This window comes from Paenibacillus sp. FSL R10-2796, assembly GCF_037965315.1.
Lineage (GTDB): Bacteria > Bacillota > Bacilli > Paenibacillales > Paenibacillaceae > Paenibacillus_AQ > Paenibacillus_AQ odorifer.
In genome coordinates, this window is sequence record NZ_CP150178.1 from 6,302,868 (window position 1) to 6,320,726 (window position 17,859).

General features: G+C 43.3%; 16 protein-coding genes. 2 read left to right on the top strand and 14 right to left on the bottom strand.

All coding sequences use genetic code 11. From position 1 onward, the window contains the following. Nucleotides 1-3: 3 nt before the first annotated feature. The gene (locus NST58_RS28030) at nucleotides 4-558 is read left to right on the top strand and encodes a methyltransferase domain-containing protein (protein WP_081383349.1); all 555 of its coding nucleotides are present in this window, start codon (nucleotides 4-6) and stop codon (nucleotides 556-558) included. Between the two features lie 220 nt (nucleotides 559-778). Here the strand turns inward: NST58_RS28030 and NST58_RS28035 are convergent, their stop codons facing one another. Together NST58_RS28035 and NST58_RS28040 are read right to left on the bottom strand one after the other, a co-directional pair. Next, complete coding sequence (locus NST58_RS28035) at nucleotides 779-1,564, bottom strand: RNA methyltransferase (protein ID WP_076184818.1); 786 nt, start codon at nucleotides 1,562-1,564, stop codon at nucleotides 779-781. A gap of 41 nt (nucleotides 1,565-1,605) precedes the next feature. Beyond that, nucleotides 1,606-2,265 carry a TrkA family potassium uptake protein gene (locus tag NST58_RS28040; protein ID WP_036685517.1) on the bottom strand — a complete coding sequence of 220 codons (660 nt, stop codon included), beginning with the start codon at nucleotides 2,263-2,265 and terminating at the stop codon, nucleotides 1,606-1,608. Nucleotides 2,266-2,499: 234 nt separating this feature from the next. Between NST58_RS28040 and NST58_RS28045 the strand changes: the two genes are divergently transcribed. Beyond that, on the top strand, nucleotides 2,500-2,736 hold the full coding sequence (locus tag NST58_RS28045) for a small acid-soluble spore protein SspI (RefSeq protein WP_076130310.1): 237 nt from the start codon (nucleotides 2,500-2,502) through the stop codon (nucleotides 2,734-2,736). 100 nt (nucleotides 2,737-2,836) lie between these two features. Here the strand turns inward: NST58_RS28045 and NST58_RS28050 are convergent, their stop codons facing one another. From NST58_RS28050 to NST58_RS28105, 12 genes are all read right to left on the bottom strand, one after another. Beyond that, on the bottom strand, nucleotides 2,837-4,435 hold the full coding sequence (locus NST58_RS28050) for a peptide chain release factor 3 (protein WP_076184819.1): 1,599 nt from the start codon (nucleotides 4,433-4,435) through the stop codon (nucleotides 2,837-2,839). 556 nt (nucleotides 4,436-4,991) lie between these two features. After that, nucleotides 4,992-6,542, bottom strand: coding sequence for a glucose-6-phosphate dehydrogenase (zwf, locus tag NST58_RS28055; protein ID WP_036685526.1), 1,551 nt, complete (start codon nucleotides 6,540-6,542; stop codon nucleotides 4,992-4,994). A 205-nt stretch (nucleotides 6,543-6,747) separates the two neighbouring features. Further along, a complete protein-coding gene (locus NST58_RS28060) occupies nucleotides 6,748-7,563 on the bottom strand; it encodes a YwmB family TATA-box binding protein (protein WP_076302378.1) in 816 nt (271 codons plus the stop codon). Nucleotides 7,564-7,754: 191 nt separating this feature from the next. Next, complete coding sequence (locus NST58_RS28065) at nucleotides 7,755-8,408, bottom strand: response regulator transcription factor (protein WP_036685532.1); 654 nt, start codon at nucleotides 8,406-8,408, stop codon at nucleotides 7,755-7,757. Between the two features lie 18 nt (nucleotides 8,409-8,426). After that, nucleotides 8,427-9,461, bottom strand: a complete 1,035-nt coding sequence (locus NST58_RS28070) for a sensor histidine kinase (RefSeq protein WP_339244951.1) — start codon at nucleotides 9,459-9,461, stop codon at nucleotides 8,427-8,429. 31 nt (nucleotides 9,462-9,492) lie between these two features. Next, a complete protein-coding gene (liaF, locus tag NST58_RS28075; RefSeq protein WP_036685537.1) occupies nucleotides 9,493-10,140 on the bottom strand; it encodes a cell wall-active antibiotics response protein LiaF in 648 nt (215 codons plus the stop codon). A 197-nt stretch (nucleotides 10,141-10,337) separates the two neighbouring features. Further along, entirely contained in the window at nucleotides 10,338-11,042 is a 705-nt protein-coding gene (locus NST58_RS28080) for a PspA/IM30 family protein (protein WP_036685540.1), read from the bottom strand. Between the two features lie 3 nt (nucleotides 11,043-11,045). Then, nucleotides 11,046-11,513, bottom strand: a complete 468-nt coding sequence (locus tag NST58_RS28085; RefSeq protein ID WP_076184838.1) for a PspC domain-containing protein — start codon at nucleotides 11,511-11,513, stop codon at nucleotides 11,046-11,048. A 4-nt stretch (nucleotides 11,514-11,517) separates the two neighbouring features. After that, nucleotides 11,518-12,195: a PspA/IM30 family protein gene (locus tag NST58_RS28090; protein ID WP_036685541.1), complete on the bottom strand. Its 678-nt coding sequence runs from the start codon at nucleotides 12,193-12,195 to the stop codon at nucleotides 11,518-11,520. Between the two features lie 44 nt (nucleotides 12,196-12,239). Further along, the gene (locus NST58_RS28095; RefSeq protein WP_076130307.1) at nucleotides 12,240-12,545 is read right to left on the bottom strand and encodes a hypothetical protein; all 306 of its coding nucleotides are present in this window, start codon (nucleotides 12,543-12,545) and stop codon (nucleotides 12,240-12,242) included. Nucleotides 12,546-12,814: 269 nt separating this feature from the next. Continuing rightward, nucleotides 12,815-15,328, bottom strand: coding sequence for an ABC transporter permease (locus tag NST58_RS28100; protein WP_339244955.1), 2,514 nt, complete (start codon nucleotides 15,326-15,328; stop codon nucleotides 12,815-12,817). Nucleotides 15,329-15,350: 22 nt separating this feature from the next. Next, the gene (locus tag NST58_RS28105) at nucleotides 15,351-17,852 is read right to left on the bottom strand and encodes an ABC transporter permease (RefSeq protein WP_339244957.1); all 2,502 of its coding nucleotides are present in this window, start codon (nucleotides 17,850-17,852) and stop codon (nucleotides 15,351-15,353) included. Between the last annotated feature and the right edge of the window lie 7 nt (nucleotides 17,853-17,859).

Consider the following 17,859-nt stretch of genomic DNA (forward strand, 5'->3'; position numbering starts at 1 on the left):
ATTATGTCTGAATACTTACTTTTCTTACAAGGCTTCCTCAAAGATCCAAAGCGGGTAGGAAATATTCTACCCAGTTCGCAATTATTAGCCAATAAAATAGTCCAGTCTGTACAATGGCATAATGTAAATGCCGTTGCAGAGCTTGGAGCTGGTACAGGTGCTATTACACATCTCATGACATCACAATTAACGAATTCTACAAAAGTGCTTTTGTTTGAGCGGAATAAAAAAATGAGAGAACACTTAAAAGCAATTTATCCGGAATGCATTTTCCATTCCAACGCCAGCTACTTACTCAAGAAATTGAATCAGGAAGGCATCCGTGAGTTAGATTGCATAATTTGCGGATTACCATTTTTTAATTTTTCAATTGAAATGCGTGACAAAATCCTACATCAGATTGTTAAGTCACTTAAACCAGGCGGAATTTTAGTTGCATATCAGCACTCGCTGCACATGAAAAAAAGATGGGCTAAACAACTACTTATTGAGAAAATTGAATTTGTGCCTTACACTTTCCCTCCAACATTCGTATATATTTGTCGTAAAAAAGAATGACACATGAATATTCGGAAAACAGTAATTTCTAAAGAATGTATAATTATTGAGAATGGAAATGGCCAGGCTTATGTGCAGCCAATACTGTTGCAGGATTATAAAAAAGTCCTGATGATCAAGATTATCTTGATCATCAGGACTGGATTTAGTGTGAGAAAACTACGTTACAAACGGTGACAAGATGACTTACAACTCACACCACGTTACAAACGGTGACAATTTATCCCCGCTGTCTCATGCCCTCAAACAGCAAAATCGTCGCCGCCATTGCGGCGTTCAGCGATTCCGCGCGGCCTGCCATCGGGATGATGATACTCTTGTCCACGAGTCGCGCCGTTTCCGGCGAGATGCCTTTTCCTTCGCTGCCAATCAGCAGCCACTGGCTGCCGTGGAAATTGTGCTCATAGCACGATTCTTCGCCCTGCAGCGAAGTGCTCACCAGCAGCGCCCCATTTTCCCGGGCCTGTGGCAAAATCTCACTTAAATCTCCCTCCACCACCGGAAGATGGAACATCGAGCCCATCGTGGAACGGATGGTCTTCGGATTATAGAGGTCGGCACAGCCTTGTCCGAGGATCACTCCGTCTGCTCCCGCTGCATCCGCACTGCGGATGATGGTGCCGACATTGCCCGGATCCTGCACGCCGTCCAGCACAACCACAAGGCTATCCTTCTTCGCTAGGATAGCTTCTACTGCCTGCTGTTCCTTCCGCACGATGGCGAACACCGGCTGCGGCGTATTGGTGCTGCTGCATTTTGAGATGATCGCCGCCGAAACGCCAATCACTTCCATTCCCTGAACGGCCTGAAGCAGCCCCTTAAGTTCAGCAGGCATTCCTTTGTCGAGGTCATAAGCAAGGCATTCCACATCTGCTTCAGCCAGCAGTGCTTCTTGAACCAGATGAACGCCCTCTACGATATATTTACGAGCCTTGTCACGATGCTTTTTCTCCTGTAACCCGGCCCACTCTTTAACCCGCGTATTTTGCGGAGACATGATTTCCATAAAGTCTTCCTTTCTTCTGCCTTGCCATTTATTCTTTGTTCCTACTGATACGCCATCTCCAGCTTCGTCAAATTATCCTTATGCCCAACAATAACAAGGATATCGCCATCGATCAGGCGATCCTCTGCACGGGGAGAGATGTTCATTTCTTCACCTTGGCGGATGGCCATTACGTTGCAGCCAAATCTTGCGCGGATGTCGAGCTCCTGTAGATTTTTTCCGAGCATCGGTCCGGATACCTTCATATCCAGAATACTGTAGTCCGGCGACAGCTCAATATAATCCAATATATTAGGCGAAGCAAGATGATGCGCAACCCGCATTCCCATATCCCGTTCAGGATAAATCACCTTGTCCGCACCAATTTTGCTTAATACTTTGCCGTGCAGTTCACCTTTGGCTTTTGCCAGAATTGCAGGCACACCCAGGTCTTTTAGGATAAGTGTTGTCAGGATGCTAGCTTGTATGTCCTCGCCAATGGCTACAACCACCACATCAAAATTGCGAATACCAAGGGCACGCAGCGCCTCCTCATCCGTGGAATCTGCAGATACGGCATGAGTTACAATACTTGAAATTTCCTGTGTTCGCTGCTCGTCAGCATCAATCGCAAGTACATCAAACCCCATGCCGCTGAGCGCCTTAGCAACACTAGATCCGAAACGCCCCATACCGATGACGGCATATTGTTTTTTGGCCATGTCTATGTACCTCCCGTAGCATTCTATATCTCAAACAGTATAGCATAAGCCAAGAAGAAACGTCATTGCCGTCCTTATGGATGACAACCGTTTCTCGTAGGAATATAAGGATGATATATATGTGTCAAACTTATACTATCTTATATTTGGACAAAAACTTGAATTTCCAGCACCTTTGCAGGGCACATTATAACGAGGTCAATATCACTATATTTTCAAAAAAGGAGGTACATTATGCCCGTTACCATTGACTTGCGCCAGGCGATTATTCATAAAGTGCACGGTCAATCTGAAGAGGATTTACGTCATATGATTGAAGGCTCTGTGGACGGTCCGGAGGCAGCACTCCCGGGACTTGGCGCCGTGTTCGAAATGATCTGGAAGGATTTAGATCCCGCTAAGCAAGATAGGTTGGTTACCATGCTACATGATCACCTGGAGACTATTACCCCTGGGGATATCACATCGTAAACTGACCGCAACTAGTCAAAAACCTCCGCTCACCATGGTGTAACTTCACCTATGGAGGCGGAGGTTTTATTATTACATTCAGAAAGTTATAGCGTCCTAATTATAGTAATGCTTTTGGAGCCATTTCCAGGAATTTAGCTGTCGGGTTCTTATCCATCGCTGTCCGCATAGCATATTCGTTCTCGAACAACACGACAAAATTGCCCTTCTTATCCGTCACCAACGTTGAGTTGATTCTGAATTTGCTCGCATCCGGCTTAGTTTCATCTACGATCCAACGTGCAAACTGGTACGGCATTCTCTGCAACTGAACATCCACACCATATTCACCCTTCATGCGGTACTCAAACACTTCAAACTGCAGTTGTCCAACTACGCCAAGCAAAATATCGTCAAAGTTGACCGTGCGGAACACCTGGATCATGCCCTCTTCAGTCAGCTGATCGACACCCTTCTGGAACTGCTTCGATTTCAATGCATTTTTAATACTCACTTTAGCAAAAATCTCTGGTGAGAACGTTGGCAGCTCATCGAATTCCATATCTCCTGCTTGGCTCAAGGTATCACCAATTCTAAAAATACCTGGATCAAACAGACCGATGATATCTCCCGGATAAGCTTCCTCTACGATATCGCGGTCCTGCGCCAAAAATTGCTGTGGTTGCGCCAGCTTGATATCTTTACCGGCACGTACATGCTTCACGCTCATACCCCGTTCGAATTTCCCGGACACAATACGCAGGAAAGCAATCCGGTCACGGTGAGCCGGGTTCATGTTCGCTTGAATTTTGAACACATAACCAGTGAATTTCTCATTCGTTGGTTCTACTACCCCTATAGTACTGCGGCGTGGTTCAGGCTTCGGTGCCAGATCCAAGAAATTATCGAGGAAAGTCTGTACGCCAAAATTGTTGATCGCACTGCCAAAGAACACAGGTGTGAGTTCACCACTTAATACTTTTTCATAGTCAAAAGCATCGCCTGCTACATCCAGCAGCTCCAGATCCTGACACAGTTGATCATGCAGATACTCTCCAGCCATTTCACGAATGATTGGATCACGGTATCCGTCAACCTTTTGAACCTTGATTACGGAGTGATCGTCACCTTGGAACAGCTCTACCTGATTTTTCATCCGGTCATACACGCCGCATAGCTCACGTCCGCTACCGATCGGCCAGTTCATTGGCACAGAACGAATACCAAGAACCTGCTCCAGCTCTTCCATCAGATCAAACGGGCTACGTCCTTCACGGTCCAGCTTGTTAATAAAGGTAAAGATCGGAATGCCCCGTTTAGCACATACCTGAAACAGTTTGGTGGTTTGGGCTTCCACACCTTTTGCCACATCAATAAGCATGACCGCACTATCCGCTGCAGTTAGGGTACGGTAGGTGTCCTCACTGAAGTCTTGGTGACCCGGTGTATCCAAAATGTTCACGCGATGATTCAAATAATCAAACTGCATCACGGAAGACGTTACAGAAATCCCCCGCTGCTTCTCAATTTCCATCCAGTCACTCGTCGCATGTTTATTCGCTTTACGGGCCTTAACCGTTCCCGCCAGACGGATCGCGCCACCGAATAACAGCAGTTTCTCCGTTAAAGTTGTTTTACCCGCATCCGGGTGGGAAATGATCGCAAAGGTTCTGCGTCTATCCACTTCCTTTTGCAGCTTCTGATCTATTGCTTTGTTCATTACACATATCCCTTCATATATAAAATTCCTGCTTCTGCTTCAATTACACTGGGGTTCATCAAATCGGTGCTCTGCTCATTGTTCATACCCCTTCATTTCTGAATGAATAGCTCTTAGGTCTAGCTCCAGTCCGCTTCAAGTGAAAGCATCCTCTAAAGTATATCAAAATCCGGCAGACATTATCTACTAAAAAGCGCGTGCCGCAAAATATCTCCCAAATGGTCTGGATTATGATCCCCACATATCATCGCTCAAGAAAATAGATGTATTTCCTACACTTACTTGAAGTATTAGCATTTTCATTAGCCTTTAGTTGCATTTGATGCAATTAAAAATAAGTTGTGCACGCTTTTCCGCCTTATCCGGTGATTATAGTTGCAGAAAATACATCTAAAAGACTAATCACAACGAGATAAGCGATTTTAATTGTACAAAGTGCAGTTATTAGAACAGTGCCCAGATCCCCCGAACACCGTCTGAAGTCCAATCTTTTAGATCTTAGCATTACAAAAAATCTCCCTGCATCCTCTGCAGGGAGATAGCATTAACTCAAGGTTTAGTTATTCTTCAGCCAAACCACATTATCTTCATCTTGGCCGTTTACAGGCCACCAATGGAAACCTTCTTTAGCAAGCAGTTCATCTGCTTCCACTGGACCCCAAGAGCCGGCAGGATAAGAAGATAAGTCGCTAGACTCTTCGCTCCATGCTTTCGCAATACGATCCACGAATGACCATGCCGAGGATACCTCATCCCAACGAGTGAAATAAGTGGAATCGCCGCGTGCGGCATCATGTAGCAAGCGCTCATATGCTTCAGGAGAATTGATTCCAACCAGGCAGCTCTGACAGAAGTCCATAGCCAGCGGTTGAATCTCAGACTCTGAACCCGGTTTCTTGGCATTAATCTTTACATAAATGCCTTCCATTGGGTTCACACGGATTACAAGGAGGTTAGGCTCAAGTTTATGCTTTTGTCCCAAATAAACGTTGGTTGGCATACCTTTGAACTCAACTACCACTTCCGTCGTCTTCACTGGGAGACGTTTACCTGTACGGATGTAGAAAGGAACTCCAGCCCAGCGGAAGTTATCTACAAATACACGGGCAGCAAAATACGTCTCTGTATTCGACTCAGGGTCAACCTTATCTTCCTGACGGTAAGCAGGAAGGGTTTTGCCTTGGTGTAAGCCTTGAATATATTGTGCTCTTACGACATTCTCACGCACCTCATCAGATGTCGCATAAGGACGAAGGGAACGAAGTACCTTCACTTTCTCATCACGAATATCTTCTGCGAGCAGACGGCTTGGTGGTTCCATAGCAATCATAGTCAGCAGTTGCAGTATATGATTCTGGCCCATGTCCCGTAAGGCTCCCGCATGGTCATAGTAACCACCGCGTTCTTCTACACCTACGGTTTCGCCAAGTGTAATTTGAATATTGGCAATATGTTTATTATTCCAGAGCGGTTCGAAAAAAGCATTAGCAAAACGAATCACTTCGATATTCTGTACCATTTCTTTACCAAGATAGTGGTCAATCCGGTAAATTTCCTCTTCTTTGAAGACCTGACGAATCTGTTCGTTCAGCTGTTCAGCCGACTCCAGATTATAACCAAAAGGCTTCTCAATTACGAGGCGATTCCAACCCGTACTATCCAGCATCCCGCCAGCTTTAAGATTGAAGGAGACACTGCCGAACAATTCAGGCGCCAGCGCAAGATAGAACATCCGATTGCCCGGAATACTGAATTTCTCTTCAAGAACTTCAGTTTGTGCTCTTAACTCGCGGAAACCATCAATATTGTTAATGTCCAGAGATTTGTATTCGAAATGCTGAACAAACTCATTCCATTCGCTTTCTTCTCCCGCTTTGTAACGGCAGAATTCAAGGATGGATTCCTTCACATCACTTCTAAATTCTTCCTGAGTACGCGGGCGCCGCGCCACGCCAATTACCGCAAAATCTTGTGCCAGCTTACCTTCACGGTACAAGCTGTAAATCGCCGGGAAAAGCTTACGCCGGGCTAAGTCTCCGGTTGCCCCAAAGATAAAAAAGACAGCACCGGGTGTGTGCAGTGCATCAAGGGTTTGATTTTCAGCCATGGCTCCTCATCTTTCTGTATGTAATATAGTTTATTGACATGCTCAGCGTCGGTACTAACATAAGGTGAATAACGACGTTATGTCATTTTAGCATATTCCTAAAAAGGATGCTATCACATTCCTGACAAATACTCTCGGGATTTCGCAAATTTCAATTAATATTTCTTATTATTAACTATATCTGCGCTTATATAAGAGAAAATTGTCAATATTCGATGGTTATTAAAGGAAAGCCTATAGTTACGCGGTTTGTCCCCTTCTGATCTTCATGATGCACTGCGATTTGGGCAGAAACTGACTGATTTCCACTCATCACAGAACGATTCAAATTAGGAATCGAATACGTACGGCTAACCGTTGAGATATCCTTGTAGCTTTCTCCTCCGGTCACAGCTTCAAACCGGTCATGCATCAATGACTCCGTCTGTGCTAGAACTTTTTCAGGTGCTCCCTGTTCTTGCGCGCTTCCTTGAAGGGATACATTCCATTCCACCTTAATTTTATTCTGTTCAAGAATCATACTTACTTCACGAGCAGCCGCTTGAAAGCTGGCTTCATTTTGCAGATCAGCCGCTTCTAACGTTACAATCACATAACTGTTGCCTTCGCTAAGCTCACTCCAAAATAAGGAGAGCCGCGATTCATATGGTTTTACAGCTTCTGTACGATACGTCATATGTCCATCTTCCTCAGTACCTGACGGTACATTCAATCCGAGACTTGTGCTTAACTTAGCAACTTCGGCAGACAGATCCGCGTAATTGCTGCTTTCTCCCTGCCACTTTAACACTAAACGCAGCGGTGAATCAGAAACGGTTGTTTCTTTTCCGAGATCTATTAAACTCACAAGAGCATGATTCAGTTCGGCTCCTGTTGAAGCTTGGTTAACGCCCTCATCAAGAACGGTTGAATTCGCTTTAACACTTTGCAGATTAACTAGCAGAGCCGCAGCACAGCACACGATTATCATTATAAAAAAAGTCCCTTTTTTTGTTCCGTTGTTCAGCTTCATCTTCCGCATATGTCATTCTCCCTTCGAACCTCTCTAGCAATCTACTAGACAGTATGTTCGAATTAGGAGATTCTATACCTGAAATATTCCCACAAAGAGAGGGATTTGCTTCAATGCGTACTCAGATACTTTGCGGAGGCCCCAAAACTACTTTCTTGTACAATAAAAAGGACTGAAGCAGAGGCTTCAGTCCTTTGTTGTTATTCAGCTAGTCCATTTTTATATGCATAAATTGCTGCTTGGGTCCGGTCTTCTACGCCCAGCTTCGCGAGAATATTCGTCACATGAAATTTCACAGTTTTGATTCCAATAATTAGTTGATCGGCAATATCCTGATTGGATTTACCTTGCGCCAACAGACGTAATACTTCCATCTCGCGCTCCGTAAGCTCTTTATAAGCAGGTGATTCTCCTTTTGCATTGTTTCGAAAACGGTTCATCATTTTAGAGGCCACCTGTGACTCAAGCACGGACTGTCCTCTTGCCGCAGCGCGGATCGCATCCGCCACTTCACTAGCCCGCGAAGTCTTCAGCAGATAACTAAAGGCGCCCGCTTCAATAACGGGATACATCTTTTCATCGTCCAAATAGCTTGTTAGAACAATAACTTTGATCTCTGGGTACTGCTTCATCAGCTGTTTAGTCGTTTCTATGCCATCCATCCCATCCATTACGAGATCCATTAAGACCACATCGGGATTGTACTCTTGAGCCAGCCGAATACCTTCTTCTCCACTTCCAGCTTCACCTACGACCTCAATTCCATCCTCGGTACCTAAAACTGCTGCTAGCCCGATCCGTACCATTTCATGATCATCTACGAGTAGTACTTTAATTGCTTCCTCCATCTCCATGGTTACTCTTTCCTCCTATTATTCATTGACTAACGGAACGGTAATTTCAATACGCATTCCTTTACCCGGAGCGGTAATGAACTGAATGGAGCCTCCGATTTCATTAATCCGCTCCTGCATGTTCGACAAACCATAGGAAGCTTGTTTGGTGTCGTCCATCTCAAAGCCGATCCCATCATCACGCAACGTCAAGCGAACTGTATCTCCCCGTCTATGCAGCCGGATTTCTATTTTTTCTGCTTTCGCATGACGAAGTGTATTAGAAATCGCCTCTTGGACGATACGGAACAAGTGATTCTCTACCCCTTTTAACAGCTGCACATCAGGGTCCATCTCAAATACAATTTCGATCGGTACCTTGACCTTAAGCTCCTTGATCAATTCCTGCAGACCTTGTTCGAGTCCCTTTCCTTCCAAATAAACAGGTCTCAAATGCAGCAGCAATGCCCTCATCTCCGATTGGGCTACGGCAGACATTTCTTCTATAAGCGCAATTTGCCGCTGGGCTTTATCGAAATCCTTCTCCAATGTCCGGCCTACCGCCGTGGCAGTCATGGAGATTGCAAATAGCTGCTGGGAAACAGCGTCGTGCAGTTCACGCGCAAGCCGCTGCCGTTCCTCCATAATAGCAGATACCCGCGCCTGCTCCGCAAGCTTCGCGTTATTCGTGGATAACCGCTGCAGCGTCGTCACTTGATTCTCCCATTTGCCGCTAATCCGGCCAAGCTGTTCTCCGAGCCTTCCCAGCTCATCATCACCTAGATCCGGCATGGACAGCGTCAAATTTCCCTTTTCCCATAATACGAGGGTCTGCCTAAGACGTTCCAACTGCCGCTTCACACGAAAGCTCTGATAAAAGCCATAACCAATTCCAAAGCCCATAGGCAGAAGAATTAGGGTGATGGCTGTCCGCACGCCAAATTTCCAGCTTTCAAAAGGCTTCAAATAGCCATATGTATACATGACATACATTATCACAAGCAGCATGACCAAAGAGAACAGAGCCCCCTCACCCATGCTGCGTGATATCATGTTTTTGTTCTTTTTTTCCATACGGGGGACTCTCCCTTCTCTATCAAGCTTATCAGGATAATCGTACATCTAGATCTCCCATTAAATAAGAAACACTAAATTTCACTTTGTATTCACTGCTGTCATAATTGGCTGATTTCCAATTCAGACGGTTTAACATCCCTGTATCTCGCTGGTTGCCGAATTCAATGGACCCAAAGAGCACAAAAGCTTCAATTTCCACGCCGTAATCATCGGACAGGTTAATATCCATATCGCCAAAAATCCCTTGAAACAGCATGACCGTTTCCTTATGATCCGCCATAGCTAATGAAAGATCCACATCGGCCTCACCCAGTACATGCCAAGAGCTAAGGCTGTGCATCACCCAAGGTGAGCGGTCCCAGTCAAATCTGGATGAAAAGTTCTGCTTCTGCATAAACCCTTCCTTGCGCTGCACTCTTTTGGATTTGGTAAAAAACATCCCAAGTGAGATTAAGCAAATCCCCAGCACGAGCACCAAATGGTCCAGCAAAAGCAATACAGCACCTATCCCGAGCAGTTTATAGCCCTGCTTTACTTTGCCTGATGTCGTACGGTAGACTCCCAGCAGCAGGAACAGAAGCGCGACAATGGAGAAAAAGCCGAGCCATCTACCAAAAATCATCATGCAGCCAACAGCAATCAGTCCGATGGCAATCAAACGGTTTCGTTTATCCATTTCGCACCTCCTAAAAGTTTTGCGAAGCAAAACTCATTTTATACTATCGGTTAGATATCCGTCACTATGATGAGGAATATTATCACCGTTAAATATTATAGCTAGCCGCTATAAAAGCCATATCGGTATGGAGATCCATACCGTATGGCTTCTTCTTGTCCAGCATATCATATCCGTCCAAGTTTTAGGAACAGGATTTATTGTTCTTTTTTGTTTAGAGAAGGAGCCGCGGGTGTATCATTCAGCTTGTTTTTCAGTAGTGCCAATTGCTCATCCACTTTCAGTTGCTTCTCAACATCAACGGGTTTGCTATAAGCAGCGGATGGGCTGTAAGGTGCACGCATTACATCTGCTTCAGCCTCAAGCTGCATAATTTTCTCTTCCATCCGGTGGAATCCGAGTGATGCACTGCCACTTTCAATGGAATGTACGCTGCTGATTTGCGACATTTGTTTTTTAGCTTTAGCCATTTGAGCACGGGATACAAGCTCGTTACGTTTGTTGCGCAGCTTGTAGAACTCATCCTTCATGTCATGCAGTTGTTGCACTAATTCCTTAGCGTGTACTTCAGCTTGTGCGTGAAGATCACTGTACTCCACTTGCTTTTGGTCAAAGTAGATTTTTTCTTCCAACAGCTTGCGAGTTACTTCTTCTTGGCCATTTTTCAGTGCCAGTTCAGCTTGTGATCCACGTTGTGCAGACATTTTTGCTGCTTCTTCCACACGTTGCTTCATACGGCGTTCGTTAGCCATTTGTTTAGCAACTGTTACTTCTGCTTCGTGAATTTCAGCCTCCATATCGCGCAGATATTGGTTAAGCATTACGATTGGGTCCTCTACCTTATCCAACAAGTCATTTACCGACGCTTTTGTCATATCTTTAATTCTTTGAAATACTCCCATGATTTACAATTCCCCTTTCTCATATTTAGACAGTTTTTGTTTGAGTTCTTCTACTTCTTTTTGCAAAGCCTTCTTCTCAATATCCTTCATCATCGCATCCAAACCGGAGTCCGGTGCGGAATAAGCGTTGTTCTTCTCAAAATTAGGATTGTAATTTGGCTGGCGTCCATAAGGTCCATATCCGCCAGTAGCTTGTGGTCCGTGTCCATGTTCCGGTCTGCCTGAGTAGGGTCCGCCGAATGGGCCACCCGGTGCCCCAGGCCCTGGTCCAAATGGATTATAATGCGTCGGTTCCTTAGGAATGACCATTGCTGCAATGAAGTATACCGGAATCACCGCACCACCTGTAAACGGAATGCTGACCAGTAATAGAATCCGGAATAACGTGGAATCAATACCGAGTGTCTCAGATAATCCACCTGCAAGACCCGTCATCACTTTATCTCTTGTTGAACGATACAATCGACTCATAGCGCTACTCCTTTCCACCATTGTTCAGTTTCTCCTTTAGGCGAGCCATTTCTCTTTCGAGTACGGTCGCTACGGTCTCACCCGCTTGCACCGCATATTCCTGTCCCATGCGCCGCAAATCACGCAAGCTCTTTGCTTCTAATTCCCAATCCGACATCTGATCTTCCAGACGTCCGAACATTTTGGGAACATCACCACCATTGCCATAAGCACTGGCTCTTTGATTCATCCGTTGCTGCAATCGCAGCGACTCCATTCGTGCCGAATAATACTGACGTTTGCTGTACACCGTTTGATACTCTATTTTCAGCTCATTCAGCTGAGCTTCAAGTTCAAACAAGGATTGCTTGCTCTGTTCTAGCAGCCCGCTATATTGCTCCAGTTTTTCCTCGTGAATGATCTTTTCTTGTAAAGCCAGCTTCGCGAGATGATCCTCGCCTGCTTTAAGTGCCAACAACGCCTGCTCTTCACGTTTGTTTCTCATGGCAGTTGCTTGGTTCACTTGCTGCTGCAATTGCTTCGTGTGGGAAGCATATTGCTGGTACAGCCTTTCAGCTTCACTGATTTCCTCACGGGTTGAATGTAGAAATTGATCAATTAGTTTCACGGGATCTTGGCTTTGCTCCAGACGTTCGTTTAGATTAGCTACAGTAATATCCCTCATGCGACGAAAAACACTCATGATCTCCTGCTCCCTCCCTGCTTCTTGTTTAAGTACATTGCTTCTTAATAAGTACCCTTGTTACTTCTGCCCTTTAATGCTGATACGCCCCAGACGATCAACGCCACTCCTAGAAGTGGTCCAATGATCCAGGAAAGCTTCGCGATCAGGGACATCACACCAATGAACATCAGTACCCAACCAATAATCTTGCGTCCGCTCTTAATCCCGTAGTACCCGAGAACAACCAGCAATACCGGGAAAAGTAATCTGAACATTCCGTGGATCAGAGGAAGCGCAATGCCGAGCAGCATAACCGCACCAATCACAATCAGTACAACCGCTAATCCGTTTCCTTGTCTTCTTTGCATTTTTTCTCACCGCCTTTCGTTGTCCTTAACCTTATAGCCTTATTCTAGGGTAAATCGCAGACTTTCAAAACAGACCAACGACGGTTTTTCGTACTGGACCTTAGTCGAGGTAGCTGTACGACTACAGACCACTGTTGGGCTAGTTGTAGCTCATAACCAACCTTTGCACATATAAATGGGAATGCACCCATCAAAAATTAAAAGGACACCACCCTATATAGGTGATGCCCTTTTGAACTTTCCTTTAGGGTTAACTATGCGGCTCTTTATCAAAAAACCTCGCTCCGTAATCTTTCAATAATAGTCTTCTTAGATATGCTGTGGTAACACAAAACGGGTACTACAATAGAGATCAGCATAAAGGGGATTATACTAAGTAAAATAGGGGTTAATGTAAAAGTCCAAGTAAAATAATCAAGTTCTGCTCCCATTGCGGGTACTAGGGTAGTATTTGCCAAGCTTCCTAGCACAATCGAAAACATCAGCCCTAGGAAGGCATACCCGACCCCCTCAAAGATAAGCATTTCTTTTACCTGCTTATCCGTCATGGCTATTGATTGCAGCATGGCAATTTCTCGTTTTCTGGTTAAAATAGAAGTTTGCATGGAATTTATGAAATTCAGAATCCCAATAACACCTAGCAGAATACAAAATGCACCTCCTACCACCTCATACATAAAGATTAAACTACGAAAGGTTTCTCTAGAAGTATTCTTCGAATAGAAATCCAATCCGGTATCCGTATGTAAGCAATAGTCCTCCAGCCATTTTTCTGTCTGAGTTAAATGTTCATCATCTACATTAAAGATTGTATACATTGGCAGCATAGAATCTGCATGGGCAAGCAGTTCATCCGAAGGCAACAAATACTCTAATCCTATATCATAATATGCCACTGAGTGAATAGCTCCCGGAAAATCAACAATGGCAAGCACTTCATATTCCTTTTCCTTTCCGTTTCCAAAACTCACTTTAACTTTATCTCCCGGATGATAAATGCTGCTTGTACCATCTAGGAATTTCTTACAGTTAGTAACATAGATTCCCTCTCCTTTCTCCCAGCGTTTTTGATCCAAAGCTCCTTCCTTTACTTGAATCATCTGTGCCGGCCACTCACTGAAACCAAATGTATTCACTATTGATCTCCGTTTCACCATTTCCTGAGAACTCAGAAATTCCTCTTGGTCCTTTTCATTCATCAAGCCGACTTCTCTTTTCAGCGCAGACATTGCCTGATCACTTAAATTTTGTGTTAAAGGGAGTACATAAACATTACCGCTATTTTCAAGCCCGTCCAATGACTCTACTTGTTTTATGAACTCATTGCTTACACCGGAAGTATCAAATGGAGGCGAATTATTTATGATCGAAGTATCAGCAACCGTAAAGTCCGAAACAGACTGAAACTCAATGAACTTATTAAAATCAAAAGAATGCACAAGACCATAAGTACTATTAAGAATAACCAAACTAAGTGTAAAAGAAAGCGTGACGATGATCACTTTTCGGGGGTTCCTCTTTAAATTAGCCATTGCTAGACGAACGGATGTTATTGGTTGAGCTTTTTTCTTTTTTCTTCTTAGTTCTCCCGCCTGTTTTCCTTCAACATAACTTAGAGCTTCTATTGGAGAAACCCTTGATGCAACCTTTGCTGGCCCTAAGCAACTTAATAACACTGTGCAGAGGCTGAATATAGCGGCAATAGCAAAAATAAGCGGGTGTACACTTGTTACGACGCGCATATCTTCACCAAAAATATCGATAATAGCCGGAACAAGAAAACGACCGATCGTCCAACCTATCACTAGTCCAAAAGGAATACCGATACAAGCAAGATATATTGCCTTATAACGAACCATTCTTTTGATTTGTTTTGAGGTTGTCCCAATGACTTTTAATAAACCATAAGATTTAATTTCTTGTGCAATTGAAATATAGAATATATTGTAGATTAACAAATATCCAGCTAAGGAAATCACTGTGATTACAAGGAAACCTAGAAGTATATTTTGAGGTTCAGATCCTAGAATATCATAAGAAGCGTTAACAGTTATTTGACCATCAAAATCACTTCTGCTGGCAAGTTGTTCAGATTTCGTTTCAATATCCCACGTATTCGAAAACCAAAATTGACTGTTGATATAGCCTGAGTACACATTGGGACGGTTGTTCCATGGTTCAGTTGCCACAGGAGCTATTAAATCTGCATATTCACGAGAAAGCCAAATATTTTGACGCCAAGAGAGCGGATTTCCATCCCAAATTCCACAAACGGTAAAGGTATCTGTTATTGTTTTTTTATCTGTTTTGAAGGTTAATGAAATGGATTGACCTAATGTATGGGGAAGACCCAGCGCATCCAATACCAAGGTGCTTACACTTATGTCCTTCTTTTGCTGTGGCATGTTTCCAAGCTGTGGTAAGCTATACGCCCATTTTGCATACTTTTCCTCACCATACCTCACTTCTGTAGGTAACTTAGAAAAGGCAGCCCCCTGTGCATCACCGATAAGAACCGAATAGGAGATGTCCTTAATCATTGAATCTGAAGAGACTCTTTTATACTCAGGCATAGACATTTGATGAAATCCACCATGAGCATTGCTCCCTGCGATTCTCATCTTGTTATCTTTCATTGACTCTAACAAACTCCCTGCAATAGTAAATACACTGGTGAACATAATCGCAGCCAAGGCTATTGCCAGAATAGCAAAATAATTTTTGCTAGATTTAAGAGAGCGCTTTGCCAACTTTTTCATAGTTTTTCCACTATTGTGTTTCAAAGTTCCCACCTCCCTTGCATTATTATTCTGCTTGTCTTAGCTGTTCAATAACACTTGAACGGGAAATAGATTTGTACAACAAACCAGGAATTATTGAACAGATCAACAAGACAACCCCCGAATATATGATTAAAGAGGTAACCGGATATCTAAACACTCCATAGCCTATATATTCATGCAATATATTAAAGACCAGATAACTAATGCCACTACCCACTATTAATGTAAGAACAAAAGCAATTAGAGCAAACCAGATTCCTTCAAAGGTGATCAGCCATTTAATCTGCTTCTTCGTCGCGCCAATAGATGCTAGAACAGCAAACTCCTGTTTTCTGGATACAATGCTTACTAATATAGTGTTAATAAAATTCAAAACACCGATGCTGCTTAAAATGATAATGATAACAATAGAAAGATTGGAAAAAGACTGCTTTAAGTCAGCAAACGCTTTTGCCTGTTCAATTTTTGAGGTGCGTGAAATGCTGCTGTCTCCGCTTGTAAGGAGTTTAACCTCATTCAACACATCCTGTTCTTTTCCTTTTTGCGCATTAATCTTAATAGAGTAAATCACAGCATCAGAATGATATTTGTTGATAACATTATTTGACACAATTAGCCATGGAGCAGCACCACTATTCATAGCATCACGTTCAAACGTCATTTGACCGCCAATTTTCACCTTATAGCTCTTGTTGTTGTCAATTACCGTGAAGGGTATCTGTACACCTATTGGAATGCCATTCCCATTAATATCAGTTACCAATGCTATCTTCCCTTTGGAAAAGTCGCTTAAATTAATCGGGTTCTTAGCAGTACGGTTATACTCCTCCAGTTTTTTATCATCAATGCCGATCAATAAACCCCAAAAGTTAGTTTTAGGATCTTCTTCATAATGTTTTTTATCTCTGAGTTCCTCATTCACACCTGCACGAAATTCATTGTAATTTCGCAGCCACTCACCATGAGTACTATCTGAATAATGCTGGAAAATAGATACTACCGTCGTTCGTTCGAGTTCACGGATCCCGTTTACTGCGGAAATTTGCGACAGCAACTCAGGAGTAAAGTGCTGCTCCTCTGTTGGATTAAAACTGGCTCTGGTCATTTGGTTATACATAGCAATGTCGTATTTAACCTCTGCATTGATGTATTCCTCCGCACTGAAGGATTTTAGAAATGTGGAAAGCACCACAAGTGCAGTGCTGCCTAAGAAGAGCGTTAACACAACAAAAAGCAATCTTTTTTTACTACGGAGTATATTTTTTAACGACATATACGGTATTTTCGCACCATGTCTACCTCTTGATTTTTGTTTTCCGGATTGTGTATCAGTATGTTTCGACGCTTCAATCGGAGAAATTCTCCCTGCCTTCTTTGCAGGTGCTCTATAGCTTAAAAATAGAGTTAACGCTGAGAAAAATAGGGCCAAGAGCAACACCCATAAGTTGACTTGCCTATCTATGGATGAGAAACCCTCATACGAAGATAAGGCAAGCGGCACTACGTAAAATGAAAGCCCCCATCCCAACAGCATCCCCACAGGCAGGGCAAAAAAGGCTACTTTAGCAACACTGTAATAGACAATTTGCTTGATTTGCGCACTAGTCATTCCCAGCATTTTCAGCAGCCCATAAAATCGTACGTCTCGAGTAATAGAGATATACGCAACGTTGAAAATAATAAGGTATCCATCAAACATAAAAAACAAAACCATTATTACTGCAACCAGTGAATCCTTGACATTCATATTCAATTTACCGTCATATGAAGGAATCAACTGCTGATTTCCATCCAAATCAATGGAGGCTCGAATCTGCTCGATTTTATCGTGATAATGTCTGGTATCTTTAAATAATAACCCTACAAGATTCGGCACTTCCTGCGGATGTTCTCTTAAAAATGTTTCTGAAAAAAAGACAATTCGATTGTTTTCAGAATTGATATTTGCCGTGTCCTCATAGAATCCAGACAGAGTAAAGGGAAGGCTCTGAACCTCTGCGTCGCCGTTTTTTGAAATATCACTGATAGCAACAGACAATGAAACCTCCATTCCAGTCCGCGGCTTTGAGTATCCCAACCTATTCAACAGCCATGTTGACATCATGATTTCATTGCCTTTAGCAGGATAGGTACCCTGCATATTATCTACAAGTGATCCGCTATATTCCTCCCAATTTGTAGAACTGATCATCTGTATATCAATCCCAGCCTGTCCCTTATTATTGACAAGTGATCCCATTTTGGTTTGAATATTCATTTCAGGCTTTAAAATATCAAATTTACTTAATAAATCTAATTGATTCTGTGTTGGACGACTCAAAATAACATTAGCACTTGTCCCGGTTTCTTTCATTTCTTGATGTTTAGATAATTTCAAGTAACTGTAAAATGTGCTGCAAGCTGCTGTAATCAGAATGGTCGTAAGAATGATGGCGCATGCCAATATAATATTTCTGGTTTTGTTTGCCTTATAGTATCTCTGAAATAATTTTCGGATGACGGATGAAGAATGATTTCTATACATTTTTTCC